The sequence below is a fragment of the Methylobacter tundripaludum SV96 genome, assembly GCF_000190755.2.
GTDB classification, from domain to species: Bacteria; Pseudomonadota; Gammaproteobacteria; order Methylococcales; family Methylomonadaceae; genus Methylobacter_A; species Methylobacter_A tundripaludum.
Map to the genome: position 1 here is coordinate 2,501,391 of NZ_JH109152.1, position 18,143 is coordinate 2,519,533.

The window sequence follows — 18,143 nt, forward strand, 5'->3', positions numbered from 1 at the left end:
ACGGCACGCCCTACTCACATCCGTCGCGGTCATGAGTTGGGTCGCCAAAAAGACGGCAACCCAAGCTACGGGGCTTTTAACTTATGCGCCCTGCGTTTTTGTCGCCAGCGCATCACGCCGGTAACGAATAATACCGGACAAGCAAGGCCGGATAAAAACACCAGAATACGCCCAGTCATCCCGAACGCCTGACCGGAGTGTAAAGGCCACTGCGAAAGTGATTTGGTCAAACCCGTCCATTAAATGGCCGTTTGTTGGACAGTGACAGACAGGGATCGGCAATTATGTGTCGCGCATTTCAAGCCAATGGCCGGTGAAAGTTCGAAAACTGCCATTCAAAGTTTACCTACCTACTTGATCAGGCTGAGTCGATCGCACTGTCTAATCGTTGGCAATCGCAAATACAATTATAGAGGTGAGAATTCCTGCAATAGCGTCGCCGCCGCCTGTAGATCAGGAGTATCGAAGCCTTCAGTAAATCGGCGATAGACTGCGTTTAACATGGAGTAGGCCTGCGCCGACTCCCCTCTATCCCGCCATAGCCGAGCCAGAGTGATGGCGGCGCGTAATTCCAACATCACTGATTTTTGCTGGCGGGCAGTGTCTAATGCTTGATGCAGCAAGGCTTCCGCTTCCCTACTGACGCCGTTATCCAGCGCTAGTAGGGCTTCGGCTTTCAAGCGGAAAAACTCCGCCAGCAGATAGTGGTCTTGCCAGTCTATGGCTTGGGAGATGATGCTTTCCAGGCATTCCAAGGCTTGGCGGTGGTGGCCCAATCTGAGCAGGCCATCGGCCAAATACAAGCTGATGGTAGCGTCGACCAGCTTCATCGCTACCCGCACTGCCGCCACGCCTTGTTCGATCTGATGGATGGCCTCTGCGTTACCTTGAGCGACCATCGCCCAGCCCTGGGCGGTATAAGCCACGGCCGTCCAGAGGCCCAGCTCGCGATGCTCGGCCAGTTTCAATAATTCGAGACTAATGGCTTCGGTCTCGCGCGGCAGGCCCAGATGGCGATACAAGGTAGCCGAAAATGCCAGCGCGAAGCCTTGCGAGTGAGCATGCCCAAGGGCCGATGCTTGGGATACCGCCGTTTCGATCTGCCGGCGGGCGCGATCGGGGTAGCCTTGCAACCACTCTACCCAGGCGAGGAACGAGTGGCAACTGACGCGAGTATCTTCGCCCAGCTCGGCGACCAAGCGTTCGGCCGATATTTTCGGAAACGACGACAACACCGTTTCCAGATGCGGACGGGCTTCCAAATGACGACCCAACCAGAATAAATTGTTGCCGTGGGCGTAATGTGCGGCGATCGCATGAACCGGGTCGCCCGAGCGCTGGGCAATGTGCATGAGTTTTTCGGCTAAGTCCAACGGCGCCACGGTGATGCTGTCGGATTGGCCACCCAGCCAGAGGCCGTAAATAATGGGAAACAGTTCCGCCTCGTCGCCGGCGCCTCGGCCCAGATAGGCGGCGCGGGTGAAATGTCGTTTGGCTTCCTCGGAGCCGTAACCCTTGAGCGCGATCAACACTCCGCCGAGAGCGGCTTGTAGCTGTAGTTCCAAGCGGTTGCGGGTTTCGTCGTCTGGCAGTTGTTCCAGAAGAGACAAGCCGGTTTCGAAGTGGGCCTTGGCTTCCAAATGGGCAGAATGCAACGCGGCGTTGTGGCCGGCCTTGAGCCAATAGCCTATGGCGGACAAGGTCTCGCCGCCTTCGGTCAAATGCCGGGCCACGATTTCCGGCTGGGTTTCTGCGGTTTCCGGGAAAGCCGTTTGCAAGACCTCGGCGATACGCCTGTGCGCCGCCTGCCGGGTTTTCTTGGGTTGGGAGCGATAAGCGGCTTCCTGGATCAAGGCATGCCGAAAGGCGAAGGTCTTGTCATGGTCGCCATGTATCAGGCCGGTGTTTACCAATGTTTCGACAGTCTGTTCGAACGCGTCTTGAGTTAGCGGGGATATGCGGCGTAACAAGGCTAAATCGAATTCCCTGCCCAGTGTGGCGGCCAACCAGGCGGTAGGCTTGGCCTCGCTGGTACTGTCCAGGCGAGCGGTCAGCAATTCCTGCAAGGTCAGCGTTGCGCCTGGGCCGGTAACATGAATCTGCGAGGCCCGCGCCATTTCCTCGGCAAACAGCGGTATGCCGTCGGTGCGGCCGGCGATGCCGAGTATGGCTTCCTCGGACAGCCCGATATCCAATTGTTCGATCAACTCCGTGACTTCCGCTACCGATAGCGGCGCTAAATCCAGTGTATAGCCGGGTTTGTGTTCTAGGCGGAATTCCGGCCGGGCGGTGAGCAGCGTCAGGATGGGGGTGGCCTGTTGCCGGGCATGGGCTTCCAGTAGTTCCAATGTGGACGGGTCGCACCAGTGCAAATCTTCGATGATCAGCAGCAGCGGCTGTCGAGCCGCCAGATTGTGCAGCAAATCGAGCAGTATGCCGACAGTGCGCTGTTTTTGTGTTTGCGGCGACAGTGCGGAAGGCGTTTTCGTCGGTAAATGAAATAACGGCGCGATCAGTTCCAGCGCCTCATCCGCCAGAGCCGGGTGATGCGCCAATAGGTAAGTCGATAGTTTTTCGAGTTTGTCGGCTTCTGCATCGCCGGCGCCAAAACCGCACAGCGACTCGCAAAGAGCCAGCACCGGATGCAGCGGCGACTGGCTGAACTCGGGAAAACAGCGCAACTCGCGGCTGGCGGTATGCCCGGTCAATTGCGCGGCAAGGTCGTGGACCAGACGCGATTTGCCGATGCCGGCATCGCCACGAATCAGCACGGTTTGCCCCATGCCTTGCCGGGCTTGTTCCCAGCAAGCCCGAAGTTGGGCTAATTCGGCCGAGCGGCCGACCAGCGGTGTCAGGCGTTCGGCGGATTCCAGGCGCGAGTTGGCGCCGCTTTCGCCCTCGACGCGCAGTACGGCCAGCGGCTTGGCCATGCCTTGCCGGCTCTGGGTGCCGAGGGGATGGATACGGAAATAACCCATCGTCAGGCGTTCGGTGACCTCGCTTATCAGCACCGTTCCGGCCTCGGCGTATTCTGCCATGTCCGTCGCATAAGCCGCCGTCATGCCCATGATGTCCGGTATGCCGGCCTGGGCGATGACCATGCCACTATGGACGCCAATTCTGGCGGAGATGGCTGCAGGCATGGCGTCTCTGATGGTCAACGCTGCTCTGACCGCATGACGTGCGGCGTTTTCCCGTGCCGACGGAAAGCCGAAACAGGCCAGTATGCCGTGGCGTTGGGATTGGACGATATGGCCGGAATGGCGGGCGATGATCTCCTCGCTTTGCTGTTGCGGGAGCTGCAGCGTCTCGGCCAGATCGTCCAGGTCTTCCACGCCGGGCGCGTCGAATCCGCAGTAAAGCATGGTTAGCAGGCGGTGCTCCGAAACCGGCTCGTTCGATGCGGGTGATAAGCGGAGAGTGTTGTTACGAGCGGTGTCGAAGTTGCCGATACGAATTTGCTCGATCAGCATCAGGGTTTCCTGTTCCGGCAGAACGCCCAATTCCCTGTCCAGTAAGCGTCGATAAGTTTCGAATTGTGACAAGGCGGCCGCCGCTTGTCCGTTCACGGCCATCAGGCGGATCAACTGGCGCTGGCCGGCATCGTTCCAGGGTTCCATTTCCACATAGCGTTGGGCATAGGTCAGGGCTTTATCCGGTTTGCCGTTCTGTTCATGGCACTGCCAAAGCCGTTCCAGCAAGGTCAGCATCCGGCAGCGTAGCGTTTCGCGTTGCTGTTGCAGCCAGTCCTCGAACGCCTCGCATTCGGGAATCGAAAAGCCGGCCATGAATTCGCCGCGATACAAAGCCGCCTTACGCTCCATTCCGTTCAGGCAGCCGGCGCAATATTCCGGCGAACTATCGGCATGGCAGGCAAGCGGTTCAGTAAAGGCGCTGACATCCATCCACAGCGGATATTGAGGGTTGAGGGCGAGCGCGCCGCCTTCGGACAACAAACAGGGGGGAGCGTTGCCGATGTCCAGCGTGGTGCGCAGATTGGACAGCACCCTGCGCAGATGGCCTGCGGAGTCCGGCCACAACAGGGCGCTAATCGCTTCCCGCGATTGCGGCCCTTTGCCGATGGCAAGGTAAGCCAACAGCGCCCGACCTTTGTTGTAATTAGGCCCGATGTTCAGTTGGCCGTCGATTTCCAGTTGCCAGATTCCCAGTAATGCCAGGCGAGTCCTTTCGGTGACTTTTTTCATGCAGACCTTGTTACGTTTTTGTTACGCCGGGTTGTTATTATCGGGCGATAGCGAAAGATTGAATGCCATTATAGTGGCAAGAGAACTAATCGTGGATGAAAGGTCGGTCGGCGTAGATTCAAATAGCGTAGCGTGTTGTGGTGGAACGAAGGCTTTAAATTCGTCCGATTACGTTTCACTAATCGGAGCTACGGCCCTCGTTTTATCGTTCCGGCGCTCCGGTGCGGTAACGCATTCCGTACCGCTCGCGCGATGCACATTTGGACGTTGGATCGTCCGTCACGGCATTGCCGCGCCGGAGCGTTGGAACGATGGATTTTGTAACTGGATATGTGGGATGCTGCAGACGCGAGGAGGCGCATCATTCGCGATTAATTGGCGCTCAGCTTGTCTCGAAGAGCCTCGTACCTGTCCGAGAGGCAAAAGCAAGTACTTGCGCTGCTGGCTCAAGGTTTTTCCAGCAAAGAAATCGCAAAAACGCTTGGCATTAGTCCAGAGACCATTCGTAAACACCTTGCAAACATCCGAGATGTACTTGGAATGCGACGCGCAGCAGAATTGTCAGCTTACTGGCATTTATTGAACACGACAGATATTTCGAGCAAAGAGATGCCCGCGACTGACTCAGAGCCCTTGACCCCTCGGGAACAAGAGGTTGCCCAGCTGCTGGTGAAGGGATATACAGCCAAAGAAATTGCCAAGCTTTTAAAAATAGCGCCGGGAACCGCAGCAAAGCACAGGGAAAACTTGCTCAAAAAAATGGGGGCAAATCGAACCGCATATTTGATAATTAAAATTAACCCATCTCAAAAAAAGGAAGGCACGTAAAATTACTTGCCTTCCTGGTATGCTTATTATTCAAATATATATTTCTTGGCAACTTCTTTACCGGAAATGGCGCCCTCTAAATATACAAATTATTCGTTTGGCAATTTGACTACATTAAATCGCGTGTTGTAGCATATTTGCCTATGTTGAATGTCTCGACCTTTTTGTTTGAACTACCATACTGATCGCCCTGCTTATATTTATATCTAAAAACATGAAAGGTTGAATTTGCTATATTGTTTTTAACAGTAATATGCGGATCATTTTTTGGAGCTTGAGATACATGAAGTTTATGCCCCCCTGTGTGGAATTTTTTTGTAATAACACATGTTTTATTGTTATACGAATCCACCAAAGTTGAGTCGGCGGAATTTTTAACATATTCATTTAGATTATTACAAAGACCATTACTAATAGTTAATATGCAGGTACAGGCTGCATAGCTGTTGGTTGTAAACAGTAAACAAATAATAAAAGCCAAATATATTTCTTTTTTCATGATTTCCCCAATTAATTATTTTCAATCTCGCAATAGAGCGTGGACAAGATGTTTTTAACCCCATGATTTTGAAATGCTATTGTCAACTATCCTGATGACTGGTGACGTTTATTGTTTGTTTAAAATCAATTGGTTAATGTGTTTTGTCCGCAGCCTCTAACGCAACAAAAATGAAGAGCAAGATAAGTTAAACCCCCATCCTGTTCTTCACGACGTGTCAGTTAAACCCTTTTTATAAACCGGCAATCAACGGCAAAAGCTCGGCCCCTTTATCAATGAGAGTGGGATAGATATCAATCAAGAATTTCCCGGTTTTTTCCACAATATTCACCAAGTCATCTCGGTGCATTCCCTGCCGTTCAAACAACCGCCATTCCAGGCGGCCATCTTCCAGTAGCACTATAGCCCACCAAGAATGGTTTACGCCCGGAGCATCTCCAAGGGAGCCAATTTCTGTTTTACCAATTTCAGCCAATGAGTTATCGCGCAACACCATATAGTCCCAAGCATCTTCACCATGGATTTCTGCTGTGATATTTTTAACCAGCCCACCGGTGGTAACGGTTTGAATATACAGACGTTGTATTCCGCCATAACTCCATGGCACAGCCATGTTGTCCGGCCTAACCACAACGGGTACAGCTGAACTTGCCGGACGATTGATTTGCAACCAATCTTCGGTTGAATATCGAACACCCTGCCAGACTGGATGACGGTTGTTATCCATGACACGTATGCGCAAAGTAATATCAGGATTTAAATTAACAATTTCTCTAATAAATGCAACAGCCATTATTTTCTCCAATTTGATTATGTCATTCAGATTTAAATGACAGACTCATTTTCCATGTTAGGTATGCATGAGGAAATACGTTAATAGGGTTATTGACTTGCCTATATTGAATCTGCGACACCAAAATTAAGCCCGGTAGGATGCGGTAAACGTCATGCACCGTATCGGTCGAGATTGATGCGGATCGTACCTCGCCGCATCCAATCGTGCTCTGTCGAATAAGGGCATGAACCTCAATTTAGCATTCGACGGAAGCTTATTTCCGGCTAGCTTGATTTGCCAGAAACGCCTATCTGTAGCGGCTTGCAATCGAAAACCCACAAACCTGCAATCAGCGCAATTCTCGACCGGAATTAAATGCAACTGACGGGCGATCAAACCGACATTATTTGCAACTGAACCTGCAATCATCCGCCGTAAACCAGGATTATTTGCAACTGAAACGTCAGTCTCGACCAGCGGCAGTCGGCCAAGAGCTGTCTGTAACACTTCTCATCCGAATGACTGGATTTGATCTCTTTCTGGTCTTTCACTTTGAGCCGCCATAAAAAATCAAAAAGTACAGCTTCCCGCATTTCGCGCACACGACAAAAAGGAACGAAAAACCTTATGGCAATTGAAGGTCACCAAAAGAATATTAGGGATCTAATTATGGGAGATAATATGTCCTTCCATATTCCCATTTATAACAATGATGGCGTAGAACTCCCGGTTCGGGTGTCTCAAAGCACCGCGGAGAATTTTTCGCTCTTCTTGGGGAGTCAGATGGCGGTTTCGGCCAGGAGGAATTTTGGGCTTTCGAATCTTCTCGACCGGATTAACTAGATTCTCCATGCCCCATTCCGCGATAGCTGTGGAATAAACATGAGAAAGCAGCATCAGCTCCAGTTTAACAGTGGAACCGGCAAGCATCTTATTGTTGTTTCTTGAATTTGGAGTGGCAAGCCTAATATCTCGGTACACAACCATGTGCTGAGGGGGAATCCCGTCGAATTGCATTTCGCCCAGAAGGTCTTTCAGGGCTTTGATTCGGTAAGCCTCTGTTTTATAAATCCGTTTATGTATGGAAACGGTATCAACATAATAATCCAGGATTGAACCGAGTTTTGACTTTGGTACTGGTAGGAAATTCATTTTTACGCAACAAGAAAATTGATGCATAAGCGCTACGCCACGAAAATAAAGATCAGATTCAATACGCAACGCCGGATAAGCTGGGAGAACTCCTGCATGATGTCGTCAACATCCTGCTCTCTGGGCCAGTGTCCGCGAATAAAGGCGCTGACCTCGTGGGCGTGTTTCAGGAAGAGTTCATGCAGGAAGCTGTGTTTGGGTTCGGACATCGGTTGTGCAAGACAGGGTTAAGCTGGAGTGGCGGTAGGCTAATCAAGCAATATCCATGCCTGGGTAGATCGTTATAAACACCAATGACTTGGGCGTTATGGCGGAAAATATTGCGTCATATGCCGTAGTCGGATAGGCATATGACGCAGTTTTTGGATTATGTGCGGCGCGTCGGACAAAAATAAACACCGCATAATCCCGTATGGGATAATGACGGTTTTTTCATCTCACAACAACGCCATGCAATTCCCCGTTCAACGCCTGTTCAACCGGGCAACCTGGGTTAAGGTTCATCTTTATCTGGCATTAATCGCCGGATTCTTTTTTGCGCTGATGGGGCTGACCGGCAGTATCAGCGTTTACCGCGAAGACCTGGACGAGCTGTTGAACCCAAAGCTGGTTATCGAGCAGCCGGAGGGCAAGCGTCAGTCCCTCGATAAAATCATGGCGGCGGTGCAGGCGGCACATCCCAACCGCTACGGCTCATGGACGTTGGAGCTGCCCCGATCCGCTCATGGCATGATTACCGTCTGGTACGACAAACCCAGAGAAACTTTCTTCGAGCTGCACGCGCCGTTGATGGTGTCGGTAAACCCGTACACTGCCGAGGTCATTGCCAGCCGGTTCTGGGGGCAAACCGCAACCACTTGGCTGCTTGACCTGCATACCCAGCTTCAACTTGACCGCTTCGGCTGGAATACGGTGGGCATTTTGGGATTATTGCTGGTGGTGTCTATCGGTACCGGCGTTTACTTGTGGTGGCCGGGTTGGCGGGGAATTCTGGATGCTCTAAAGATTCGTCATCGTGCCGGTATGATCCGGCTTGCCTTTGACCTGCACCGCCTGATCGGGTTGCTTAGCGCATCGATCTTATTACTGCTGGCGTTCACCGGTTTTAATCTGAGTTACCCTGGTGTATTGGAAACGCTGGTCGGCTCATCCGGCATGGAGCATGGCGAAACCGGGCGCAATATCATCAGTACGGCGATTCCCAACAATCACCCGGTCGGCCTGGAGTCGGCGGAATTTGTCGCGCGCGCCCCGTTTCCCCGCGCCGAACTCAGGCGAGTTACCACGCCTGCCGGTGACAGCGGAATTTATCGCATTAATTTGCGCCAAGGCAGTGAAGTCAATCACCGGCATCCCTACACCACGGTCTGGGTGGACAGGTGGAGCGGTCAGGTCAAAGAAGTGCGCGACCCGTCGGCATTTAGTTCGGGCGAAACTTTTGCAACCTGGGTATGGCCTATGCATACCGGCGAGGCGTTTGGCGCTACTGGGCGGTTTATCTGGTTTCTTACCGGTATAGGACTGTTCGTTCTTTATGTCAGCGGCTTGCTGCACTGGCTGCATCGGCACGGCAAGGTCAAGGATAGGGACGTGAATTTTATCGCCAGGGATGGTGTGTACGCCGCAAGCCTGTCGGGAACAGGCGCGGTGTCGGCGCTGCGGCCGCTGTTTTACCGGTTGCAGGGAATGAGCTATCGCGCCGGGTTGACGCTTTTTCGGTTGGCCGGTTTGTTGCTGCAAAGGGCGAAACGCCATGCGCCGCATGTGATGAAAGGCTGTACGACGCTATGGCAACGGCTGCGTTCGATGCTGATCAATCGACAAAAACGGATCGGGAAAAATGAGGGGGAGTGAATCAAATGATGGGGGATATAGCGTGGGCAAATGCCTTTCTGCTTCTACCTGACATATTTTGAGAGTCGATCCCATGCGTGCGGAAATTGATTCTTTATTATGGTTTGTTCCGCCAGTTCCATATCGTCATATTCAAATCCGGGCGATACCGCTTCGCTGATTAAGCCGAACTCGCCCTCCTCTAATTCGGTTGCTTTCCAGCAGCCTCCGCGGACAATTAATTGCAATTGCTGGCCCTTGTCAAGATCAGCGCCAAGCACTTTGGTCTCTAGAGTGCCGTCAGGATGGAGGATCAAGTAGGTTAAAGGGGAGCCGCCATGAAAGTAATGGATAATGTCCGATTTATTCTTATGCAAATAACCAATCGGGCTGTCGTCAGTCAGCATGTAAAAAATAGAGGACAGCAAACATCTCGGTTTCGAGTCGGCAGGTATGTCGGTTTTTAGGTCGGAACTGTAAGTCCTGGAAAAATAGCCGCCCTCAATATGGGGAGCCAATGATAGCTTGTCGATAAGCTGGCGCTTGTTCATGTCATCCTACCCGATGCAAAGTGTAATGAGGCGGTGAAAGTGTCGATAATTAGCCGCAGGCTAATAGGAAAAAGAGGGGGGATGATGGTGCTGTGTTGAAAAGGCGGCCGATTGGCCACCTTTACAAGGGGACTTGATGCGTCGTCAGTCGATTCGTGACTGGCGATTGCCATCAATTAATTGGGCATTGCTGATAATTTTTGTTGAACTTGAGCAGTGACATCAATCTGTTCGCTGGCATAAATAACGCCATCGGTCAGCAATAAATCAAAACTTTGGTCTTTAGCTATGCCGCGAATAACTTCAACGATACGGCTTTGCAATTTACCCAATTCTTCATTACGACGGACATTAAAGTCTTCGCTAAATTCTTGTTGGGCTCTTTTGGCGTCTCTTTTCTTGTTCAGAATATCTTTTTCCATGTTAGCACGAGCCGACTCGCCCATTACGGCAGCATCTTTAGCCATTCTGTCGTCCATGCCTTGAATTTCTTTTTGTTGAGCAACTAATTGCTTATCGCGCGGCGAAAATTCTTGTTCCAGACGTTTTTTTGCTTTTTCGGCTTGGGGGGCTTTTTCAAGAACGGCGGGGATATTGACAAAGCCAATCTTTAAATCAGCAAAACTTACATTAGTAATCAGTAACAGTCCTAAAAATAGGGCAATTTTCATTTTCATTGTTAAACAAGTCTCTGGTTGTAGTGAAATAAATAGGGAATGGAAAAAAACTTGGAAGTTTTGTTGGATTATAAGGGTGGTAAGCTTATTAAACAAAAGATTTGAGCAAATTGTCTTGTAATCTTTGATTTTATCCCGATAAATTTTAGTTATGCCGGATGTATCAAGCTAATGGGCGACAGTCCGGTCGCCCTACGGCTCATCGTTTGTTCAAATGATTCATTAGCAGCCTGTTTGACTGGCGCACTTTATACACATGCTGGAATAAGGTACGGCTTTTAATCGTTCCTGGCTGATCGGCTTGCCGCAAACCTGGCACAGTCCGTACTGGCCTTTATCGATTCTGGCGATAGCCTGTTTGACCATTTCTATTTCCGTTCTGGCCGCATTGCCCAAACTATCCAGCACTTCGTCATTTTCCGCTTGGGTCGCCTGTTCTTCAAAGTCTTTATCTAAAGGTTCTTTGACATCATGAGTAATTTTAGCCAACCGATCGTCAAGATCTTCCAGCATGTCAATTAAACTGTTGCGTACTTCTTCATATTCTTTCATAACAAATCCCTCTTTTTGGTTCGGCCTGTGTGTACTTGAATCTTGCTTTATAATAAAACTGAATTTCAATACATTTATAATCCAAACATCCTAACACTCCTCATGCAAAATGCAATCAATCGGCTTTTAGATTCAGCCAATCAGGTCATTCTCGGCAAACCCCGGCAGGTTCGGCTTGCGCTTTGCTGTTTGCTGGCTCGCGGCCATCTGTTGATAGAAGATATTCCGGGCGTCGGCAAAACTACGCTGGCTCATACTCTGGCAAAACTGCTGGGTTTAAATTATCAGCGGATTCAGTTCACCAGCGATATTTTGCCAGCCGACATCATCGGCGCTTCGGTATTCGATGCTAAAAATCATGAATTCAAATTCCATCCCGGCCCGGTTTTTAACCAGATGGTGCTGGCGGATGAAATCAACCGCGCCACGCCCAAGGCGCAAAGCGCTTTGCTGGAAGCCATGGAAGAGCATCAGGTGACGGTGGAAGGAAAAACCTATCCGCTGCCCCAGCCTTTTTTCGTGATCGCCACGCAAAACCCCTCCCATCAAATAGGCACGTTTCCGTTGCCCGAGTCGCAACTGGACCGCTTTTTAATGCGCATTGAACTGGGCTATCCCGATCATCAGGCAGAAAGGCAATTGCTGTCCGGGCAAAGCAGGCGCAGTCTGTGCGAATCGCTGCATGTGCAACTGCCGCCTGAACAATTGCAACGGATACAGCAGGCGGTTAGCCAGGTTCATGTATCGTCTGCCTTGCTTGATTATTGCCAAGGCATCATTAACTTTACCCGCGATTCATCCGAGTATCACTGCGGCTTGTCGCCCAGAGCCGGGTTGGCGCTGCTGACTGCGGCCAAAGCCTGGGCGTTTATGGATCAACGCGATGCGGTTATCCCTGAAGATCTTCAAGCCGTGCTGGCGGCGGTCGCGGGACATCGGTTACGGGCGGGCAACACTCAGTCGGAAGCCATCGTCGCTCCCATCTTAGCTAACGTTGCCGTCCATTGAATTTAAAAGAACGCTTTAGTCTCAGCCGGTTTGTCTCCGGTGAAAAAGCGGTCGATGCGCCGGTTACCTTAAATCACCGGCGTATCTTTATCTTGCCCACGCAACGGGGCTTGGGCTTTGTGTTGCTGATTACCGTACTGTTGCTGATTGCCTTTGTTTATAACAATAACCTGGCCTATATGCTGGCTTTTTTACTGGCGAGTATTTTTTTTATCACCATCTTGCACAGCTACAAAGCGTTAGCCGGTCTGGTGGTGCAAAAAGGCCGCAGCAAAGCCGTGTTTGCCGGAGAGGCGGCCGGGTTCGATATCCATATCAACAACCCGACCGATAGGGAACGTCAGGTACAAATTAAATTGCAAGACGCTCAAAACCTGGCCATGGAGCCGCACAGCACCGAGCATGTTACGCTGTACTCGATCACCCAAAAAAGAGGCTGGCACCCAGCGGGGTCAGTCACGTTGTCCAGCACTTATCCGCTGGGCTTGTTCCGCGCCTGGTCGCCGATCCGCTTTGACCTTAAGGCGCTGGTTTACCCGAAACCGGCTCATCTTGAAATACCTTTTCCCAAAACGTCATCCGCGCAAGCCCAACAGGGATTTAGCCGCAAGGGGGCCGATGACTTTTACGGTCTGCAGGAATACCAGTCCGGCGACTCCATCAAACATATACACTGGAAAGCGTTTGCCAAAGGCTTGGGCGTGTTCAGCAAACAATACGGCGGCGAACAGTCATTAGAGGAGATTAGGCTGGATTACGAGCATGTGCCCGGGCACAATATTGAGGAACGTCTAAGCCAACTGTGCCGTTGGGTAGTCGATGCGGAGCAAGCCGGAATCCGTTACGGCTTTGCGTTGCCGGGATTAACGCTGCCGCCCGACCACGGCTTGACGCATTATCGGAAATGCCTGGAAGCGCTGGCGCTGTTTTGATAATTGATGTTATGTAATGGCTACAAGAGTTCACCACGAACGACTTGCGTGGATGCAGGAGGCAGAGCAACGTATGGAGCCGTTGCCGAGGCGCGAAGTTTTTATCGTTCCCACGCTCCGGCGTGGGAATGCAGATGAGACGCTCCAGCGTCTCGTGGGAACGAGGAGTAACTTCCAGTCTAAGCCGGCGAGGAATGTTGTTCCGTTCGAAACGTTGCAAGTTAGACCTTCCAGGTTTTAAAAACCTGGAAGGTCTGCATATCGGCCTGTTTGCCAGGTCAGGGGCTGTCCAAATGACGACACCCCGCAGATACTTGTGTACAGCAATCTCTCTATCTTTACAGTCGTTCGTGAACTTCACTCCTTCATGGTGAAAAACCCTAAACCTATGAAACCGGAACTCGATAAAAACATTTTAATCTTTCTGCTGTCCGCCATCGGGCTGATTGTTTTTCCGCATGTTTATCATATCCCGCTAACCGTCTTCGGCTTTTTTTGCCTGTTGCTCAGCTGGCGATTTATCGGTATCTGGAAACAAAATTGGCTGCCCGGCAAACTGGTTATTTTGTTACTGACCGTCTGCGGAATCGCCGTGCTGTACAGCCAACATCAAGGCCTATTCGGGCGTGATGCCGGCACCCATTTGTTTATCACCGCACTGGGACTGAAACTATTGGAGATTAAAAAAGAGCGCGATCTTTACCTGATTAGCTATCTGGCCTTTATCGTCGCGGCCTCCCAGTTTTTATACGAGCAAAGCATACTGATGGCGGCTTATATCCTGCTGGTCTGCTGCGTGCTGTTGGCGACGCTGGTTTGTATCAACAGCCGCACCGCGCAAACACTGGCGGCGTTAAAAACAGCCGTCATTATCACCGTTCAGGCCCTGCCGATTGCGGTCGCTTTGTTTGTTTTATTTCCCCGGGTTGAAGCGCCCAAATGGATGCTGTTTAACGACCGCCATCAAGCACGGACAGGTTTAAGCGACAGCATGGAACCCGGTTCCATCAGCGATCTGGGCGAGTCTTTCGAACGGGTGTTCCGGGTAAAATTTGCAGGAGCCGTTCCGCCGCCGGGACAACGCTACTGGCGCGGCCCGGTTCTGTCTTATACCGACGGCAAACGCTGGACTCAGGCGGCTTTCCAAAAGCCTTTAGTCAAACCTGTCGTTACCGGTGCGCCTTACCAATACACGCTCCTGATGGAACCGCAAGATAAAAACTGGATTTTTGCGTTGGACATGCCCCAAGGATTTTCCGCACCTTTAACCCAGAATGCCGCTTACCAGCTTGTTACTTCAGAAAACCCCGATAAACGCGCCGAATATAAAGTAACCTCTTATGCCGACTACAACACCGGCCCGATCAGCCCTAGCGAGTATAAAGCCGCAACACAGCTGCCCGGCGAACCGTCGGATAAAATCAAGCAGCTGGTCGGTCAGCTACACGGCTTTGACAGCGCCCCCGACGACTTTATCAACCGGCTGCTAAAGCATTTCCGGGTGGAAGACTTCCATTACACCCTAACCCCGCCGGTCATGGAAGAAAACCCGGTTGAAAGCTTTCTATTCAAAACCCGTTACGGATTTTGCAGCCATTACGCCTCAGCGTTCGTGTATTTAATGCGCGTCGCTCATATTCCGGCGCGCGTCGTGACCGGCTATCAGGGCGGCGAACTGAACAAAGTCGGCGATTTTTTGGAGATAAGGCAAGCCGACGCCCATGCCTGGGCCGAAGTCTGGCTGGAGAACCGCGGCTGGGTTCGGGTTGACCCCACCGCGGCCATCGCACCGGAGAGAATCGAACGGGAGATTAACGTAGATCGGCAATTTGCCTACGGTATCGCAACGGCAAATAATTACTTGCCGGGACCTGCTTACAACTGGCTAAAACAGGCCAGGCAACTGTGGAGCAACGTCGATTACAACTGGCAACGCTGGGTCATCAATTACGACAACAAGAGTCAGTCCAATTTCCTGTCGTCATTCGGCATCAACGACATCAAGACCATGATTTATTGGATGATCGCCGTCATCGCATCGATAACGGCGGTGCTTTGCTGGTTTCTGCTCTATCAAAAGCCGAAAAGCGCCGATAAAGTGCTGTTGATCTATAACCGGTTTTGTACAAAGCTTGCCAAGCACGGGCTGGTCAGAAATGCGGGCGAAGGCGTTAAAGATTTTGCCGAAAGAGTGAAAATAAAATTGCCCGAGCAGGCTGCGGACATAGACCGACTCACTGACGTATTTATCAGGCTGCGTTATGGGCGGATAGCAACCGGTGAGGATTTGCAGCAACTCAAGACGCTGGTTGGTTTGTTTAAAGTCTGATTGCGCCGGACCAAGCAACGGCAGCGCATCTACAGTTGCCAATGGCACGCCATGTAAAAATATCTGATAAACACGCATCCCCCCTCCTATAATAGGGCGATTTGCAGGCGCATAGGTTTGAAGTTCAATCTAACAAAGTAGAACTACCACTGCGCCGCATCGCTACTCTACCGGTTACCATTCGCTATGCGTTTTTGTTTTCAATTATTGCTTTGGATATTTGGCTTGTCGCTCAGCGCGGCCGCCTCGGGCAATGATCTTGTTATTTCACGCGCCTTTTTGGTAGACCCTGCCGGCGCCTTGTCGATTGACCAAGTTACCCTGGCGGATTTTCAGCCTGCCGGCCCCATGCTGTCCCAAGGCTACACCGAGGCGGTGCATTGGATACGGTTGAGCGTCAAAGCGCCGGACCACGGCGACACCGTCGAATTGCGCATCCGGCCCGCCTTCCTGGACGAAGTGCGCCTCTACGAGTCCGACGCCGCCAGCCCCGGCGGCTGGAAAACACGCGTTACCGGCGACCGCTACAGTTACCAGGATCGCGACCGCGCGGCCGTCACCCTGGCCTTTGTCGTCCGCCCGCAAGCGCCGCAAACGGTCTATTACCTGCGTCTCAAAACCGCCGGCATCTCCCGCTTGTACGTCGAGGCGCTGCCATCCCGCGTTGCTCAGCGCGAGGACTTGAAACTTATCGGTATTCAGGTGGTTTACCTGGGGGTGATGCTCTGGCTGCTGTCCTGGGCGATACACGATTACGCGATGCGGCGCGACTCGATCACCGGCTGGTTTGTGTTGTCCCTGCTGGTTCATATTTTTCATAACCTTGCCGTCATGGGCTACCTGGCGCCTTTTTTGCCGCCGCAAGCCGCGCCGCTGGGCGACATGATAACCAGCCTGCTGGTCGTTGGCGCGCTTCTTTCCGCCATGTTGTTTCATCGGTCTCTGTTGCGCTTGTACATGCCGCCGAAGCTACTCATGTTCGTACTGAACGTGCTGATAGGGCTGTCCCTGCTGGAGCTGGCGGCCATCGCTGGCGGGTACCCGCGTCCAGCCCTACAGGCCAATAACGCGGTAGTTGTTGTAGTGTTCCCTGCTTTGTTTTTGGCCTTGGCGTTTACCTTGCGTCAGGAGGCCGTACCAAGCCGGTTCATATTACGTACTTTTTACTGTATGGGGACGTTTCCCACAGTGCTGCCCATGCTCGGTTGGGTGGATGCCGTCACCTGGACCCTGTATGCCGCGCAGGTGCATGGCCTGCTTTCCGGGGGGCTGATGTTTCTGATCCTGAACCTGCGTTCGCGGCAACTGTTGAGGGAAGGCCAAAAAGCCAGCCTGGACCTGGAACTTGCGCAACAGCATCTGCACCTGGAGCGCTCGCAAAAAGAAGAGCAGGGGCGCTTCATGGTCATGCTGACCCACGAGCTCAAAACCCCCATGTCCGTCGTGCGCCTGTCGCTGGACGCCATGAAAATGAAAGGGCCGCTCAAAAACCACGCCGATCGCGCGCTCGAAGACATGAACGACATCGTCGAGCGCTGCCAGCAGGTAGACCAGCTGGAGCAACACCGGTTGATCATTCGGCCGCAGCCCTGCCGAATGGATGACATCCTCAGCGATTTAAAACAGAACAGCTGGGCGCCCGATCGGCTTCTGACCAACACAGAACCCTTGCCTGACATCAACACCGACCCGCAGTTGCTGCGCATCGTCCTCGGCAACCTCACCAGCAATGCCATCAAATACGCAGCGCCCCTCACAGACATAGAGATGACGGCCATATTCAAGCAGAGACAGGCAAGGTTCGGCATTCTCATCACCATCCTGAACCAGCCCGGTGCAGCCGGTTTACCGGATCCGGAGCGGGTGTTTCAGAAGTACTAACGCAGCCCCGGCGCATACGTCAAAACCGGTTCGGGGCTGGGTCTCTACCTGGTGCGCAGCATCACCGAACTGCTCGGCGGCGTGATCGCTTACGATGCGCCGCAAGACAAAGTCAGATTCTCCCTATGGCTACCCTACTAAACATCATCGTGGTGGAAGACCACGAAGCCCTGCGCGAAGTCACTGTCCAAGCCCTGCGCGGCGAAGGCCACCAGGTTATCGGAGTAGATTGCGCCGAGGCGCTGGCAGACCAATTGGGCGTCATGCCGGTAGACCTGATGGTGGTAGACCTTAACTTGCCGGGCGAAGACGGCATCAGCCTGACCCGCCGCATCCGCCAGAGCCAACCGGACATCGGTATCGTCATGGTCACCGCCCGCGGCGAGCTTGCCGAAAAAATGGACGGCTACCAAAGCGGCGCCGACATCTACCTCACCAAGCCCGTCTCATTGGATGAACTTACCGCCGCCATCCATGCCTTGGCCCGCCGTATCAAACGCCCTGCATATGGCACCCCGGTTCTGCGGCTCGACGTTCACAAGCTGTCTTTGGCAGGAAAAACAGGGGAGGTAGGCCTCACCGCTTACGAAGCCGCCATGCTCGGTGCATTTACCCGCGCACCGGGGCGGCGCCTGGAAAACTGGCAACTTATCGAACTGTTGGGAAAGACTGAGGCCGACTACAGCAAAGCCAGCCTGGAAGTACAAATTTTCCGTTTACGCAAGAAGCTGGCTCAGGCAAGCGCGGAGACCCAGTCTATCAAGGTCCTGCGCCTGCTGGGGTATCAATTGTGCGTGCAGGTCGAGATGATTTAGCGGCACTGCAAGAAACGGTAAGGTTTGCGATACGCTGGTTCCTCCCAAGCTCCTGAGGCTGTGAAAGGATTCGGTTTAAGAAAAATCCAAGAGTAACCACGGAGGA

Annotated in this window: 15 protein-coding genes and 1 pseudogene; 7 read left to right on the plus strand and 9 right to left on the minus strand. The window is 52.4% G+C overall.

What is annotated here, in order from left to right; translation table 11 throughout:
* Window positions 1-65 precede the first annotated feature (65 nt).
* A pseudogene (locus tag METTU_RS22465) lies at window positions 66-212 on the minus strand (PepSY domain-containing protein); the annotation flags it as partial.
* Between the two features lie 195 nt (window positions 213-407).
* Entirely contained in the window at window positions 408-4,205 is a 3,798-nt protein-coding gene (locus tag METTU_RS11205) for an ATP-binding protein (protein WP_006891686.1), read from the minus strand.
* Window positions 4,206-4,592: 387 nt separating this feature from the next.
* Between METTU_RS11205 and METTU_RS11210 the strand changes: the two genes are divergently transcribed.
* Window positions 4,593-5,033, plus strand: coding sequence for a response regulator transcription factor (locus tag METTU_RS11210; protein WP_169624893.1), 441 nt, complete (start codon window positions 4,593-4,595; stop codon window positions 5,031-5,033).
* 109 nt (window positions 5,034-5,142) lie between these two features.
* Here the strand turns inward: METTU_RS11210 and METTU_RS11215 are convergent, their stop codons facing one another.
* The 4 genes from METTU_RS11215 to METTU_RS23655 form a co-directional block, all read right to left on the minus strand.
* On the minus strand, window positions 5,143-5,532 hold the full coding sequence (locus tag METTU_RS11215; protein WP_006891687.1) for a hypothetical protein: 390 nt from the start codon (window positions 5,530-5,532) through the stop codon (window positions 5,143-5,145).
* Window positions 5,533-5,764: 232 nt separating this feature from the next.
* Window positions 5,765-6,325: a hypothetical protein gene (locus METTU_RS11220; protein WP_006891688.1), complete on the minus strand. Its 561-nt coding sequence runs from the start codon at window positions 6,323-6,325 to the stop codon at window positions 5,765-5,767.
* 645 nt (window positions 6,326-6,970) lie between these two features.
* Entirely contained in the window at window positions 6,971-7,459 is a 489-nt protein-coding gene (locus tag METTU_RS11225) for a site-specific integrase (protein ID WP_050897752.1), read from the minus strand.
* A 32-nt stretch (window positions 7,460-7,491) separates the two neighbouring features.
* On the minus strand, window positions 7,492-7,668 hold the full coding sequence (locus METTU_RS23655; protein ID WP_006891690.1) for a hypothetical protein: 177 nt from the start codon (window positions 7,666-7,668) through the stop codon (window positions 7,492-7,494).
* Window positions 7,669-7,909: 241 nt separating this feature from the next.
* Between METTU_RS23655 and METTU_RS11230 the strand changes: the two genes are divergently transcribed.
* The gene (locus METTU_RS11230) at window positions 7,910-9,313 is read left to right on the plus strand and encodes a PepSY-associated TM helix domain-containing protein (protein WP_254257898.1); all 1,404 of its coding nucleotides are present in this window, start codon (window positions 7,910-7,912) and stop codon (window positions 9,311-9,313) included.
* 44 nt (window positions 9,314-9,357) lie between these two features.
* Here the strand turns inward: METTU_RS11230 and METTU_RS11235 are convergent, their stop codons facing one another.
* The 3 genes from METTU_RS11235 to METTU_RS11245 all read right to left on the minus strand — a co-directional run bounded on the left by METTU_RS11235 (window position 9,358) and on the right by METTU_RS11245 (window position 11,072).
* Window positions 9,358-9,843, minus strand: coding sequence for a cupin domain-containing protein (locus tag METTU_RS11235; protein ID WP_006891692.1), 486 nt, complete (start codon window positions 9,841-9,843; stop codon window positions 9,358-9,360).
* Between the two features lie 176 nt (window positions 9,844-10,019).
* Window positions 10,020-10,520: an OmpH/Skp family outer membrane protein gene (locus METTU_RS11240; protein ID WP_006891693.1), complete on the minus strand. Its 501-nt coding sequence runs from the start codon at window positions 10,518-10,520 to the stop codon at window positions 10,020-10,022.
* A gap of 222 nt (window positions 10,521-10,742) precedes the next feature.
* The gene (locus METTU_RS11245) at window positions 10,743-11,072 is read right to left on the minus strand and encodes a TraR/DksA family transcriptional regulator (RefSeq protein WP_006891694.1); all 330 of its coding nucleotides are present in this window, start codon (window positions 11,070-11,072) and stop codon (window positions 10,743-10,745) included.
* 102 nt (window positions 11,073-11,174) lie between these two features.
* Here METTU_RS11245 and METTU_RS11250 point away from each other — a divergent pair, with 102 nt between their 5' ends.
* The 5 genes from METTU_RS11250 to METTU_RS11275 all read left to right on the plus strand — a co-directional run bounded on the left by METTU_RS11250 (window position 11,175) and on the right by METTU_RS11275 (window position 18,037).
* On the plus strand, window positions 11,175-12,080 hold the full coding sequence (locus METTU_RS11250) for an AAA family ATPase (RefSeq protein WP_006891695.1): 906 nt from the start codon (window positions 11,175-11,177) through the stop codon (window positions 12,078-12,080).
* The gene (locus tag METTU_RS11255) at window positions 12,077-13,012 is read left to right on the plus strand and encodes a DUF58 domain-containing protein (RefSeq protein WP_006891696.1); all 936 of its coding nucleotides are present in this window, start codon (window positions 12,077-12,079) and stop codon (window positions 13,010-13,012) included. Before METTU_RS11250 ends, METTU_RS11255 begins: the two co-directional genes overlap by 4 nt.
* Window positions 13,013-13,400: 388 nt before the next feature.
* Window positions 13,401-15,341 carry a transglutaminase TgpA family protein gene (locus tag METTU_RS11265; protein ID WP_040579750.1) on the plus strand — a complete coding sequence of 647 codons (1,941 nt, stop codon included), beginning with the start codon at window positions 13,401-13,403 and terminating at the stop codon, window positions 15,339-15,341.
* A 186-nt stretch (window positions 15,342-15,527) separates the two neighbouring features.
* Entirely contained in the window at window positions 15,528-17,222 is a 1,695-nt protein-coding gene (locus tag METTU_RS11270) for a sensor histidine kinase (protein WP_006891698.1), read from the plus strand.
* Window positions 17,223-17,347: 125 nt separating this feature from the next.
* Entirely contained in the window at window positions 17,348-18,037 is a 690-nt protein-coding gene (locus METTU_RS11275; RefSeq protein ID WP_006891699.1) for a response regulator transcription factor, read from the plus strand.
* Window positions 18,038-18,143 lie beyond the last annotated feature (106 nt).

What these genes read in the sequence shown, in the direction of transcription:
- METTU_RS11205 (WP_006891686.1), bottom strand. Translation starts at nt 4,205, where the DNA reads ATGAAAAAAGTCACCGAAAGGACTCGCCTGGCATTACTGGGAATCTGG.
- METTU_RS11215 (WP_006891687.1), bottom strand. Translation starts at nt 5,532, where the DNA reads ATGAAAAAAGAAATATATTTGGCTTTTATTATTTGTTTACTGTTTACA.
- METTU_RS11220 (WP_006891688.1), bottom strand. Translation starts at nt 6,325, where the DNA reads ATGGCTGTTGCATTTATTAGAGAAATTGTTAATTTAAATCCTGATATT.
- METTU_RS11225 (WP_050897752.1), bottom strand. Translation starts at nt 7,459, where the DNA reads ATGAATTTCCTACCAGTACCAAAGTCAAAACTCGGTTCAATCCTGGAT.
- METTU_RS23655 (WP_006891690.1), bottom strand. Translation starts at nt 7,668, where the DNA reads ATGTCCGAACCCAAACACAGCTTCCTGCATGAACTCTTCCTGAAACAC.
- METTU_RS11230 (WP_254257898.1), top strand. Translation starts at nt 7,910, where the DNA reads ATGCAATTCCCCGTTCAACGCCTGTTCAACCGGGCAACCTGGGTTAAG.
- METTU_RS11235 (WP_006891692.1), bottom strand. Translation starts at nt 9,843, where the DNA reads ATGAACAAGCGCCAGCTTATCGACAAGCTATCATTGGCTCCCCATATT.
- METTU_RS11240 (WP_006891693.1), bottom strand. Translation starts at nt 10,520, where the DNA reads ATGAAAATGAAAATTGCCCTATTTTTAGGACTGTTACTGATTACTAAT.
- METTU_RS11245 (WP_006891694.1), bottom strand. Translation starts at nt 11,072, where the DNA reads ATGAAAGAATATGAAGAAGTACGCAACAGTTTAATTGACATGCTGGAA.
- METTU_RS11250 (WP_006891695.1), top strand. Translation starts at nt 11,175, where the DNA reads ATGCAAAATGCAATCAATCGGCTTTTAGATTCAGCCAATCAGGTCATT.
- METTU_RS11265 (WP_040579750.1), top strand. Translation starts at nt 13,401, where the DNA reads ATGAAACCGGAACTCGATAAAAACATTTTAATCTTTCTGCTGTCCGCC.
- METTU_RS11270 (WP_006891698.1), top strand. Translation starts at nt 15,528, where the DNA reads ATGCGTTTTTGTTTTCAATTATTGCTTTGGATATTTGGCTTGTCGCTC.
- METTU_RS11275 (WP_006891699.1), top strand. Translation starts at nt 17,348, where the DNA reads ATGGCTACCCTACTAAACATCATCGTGGTGGAAGACCACGAAGCCCTG.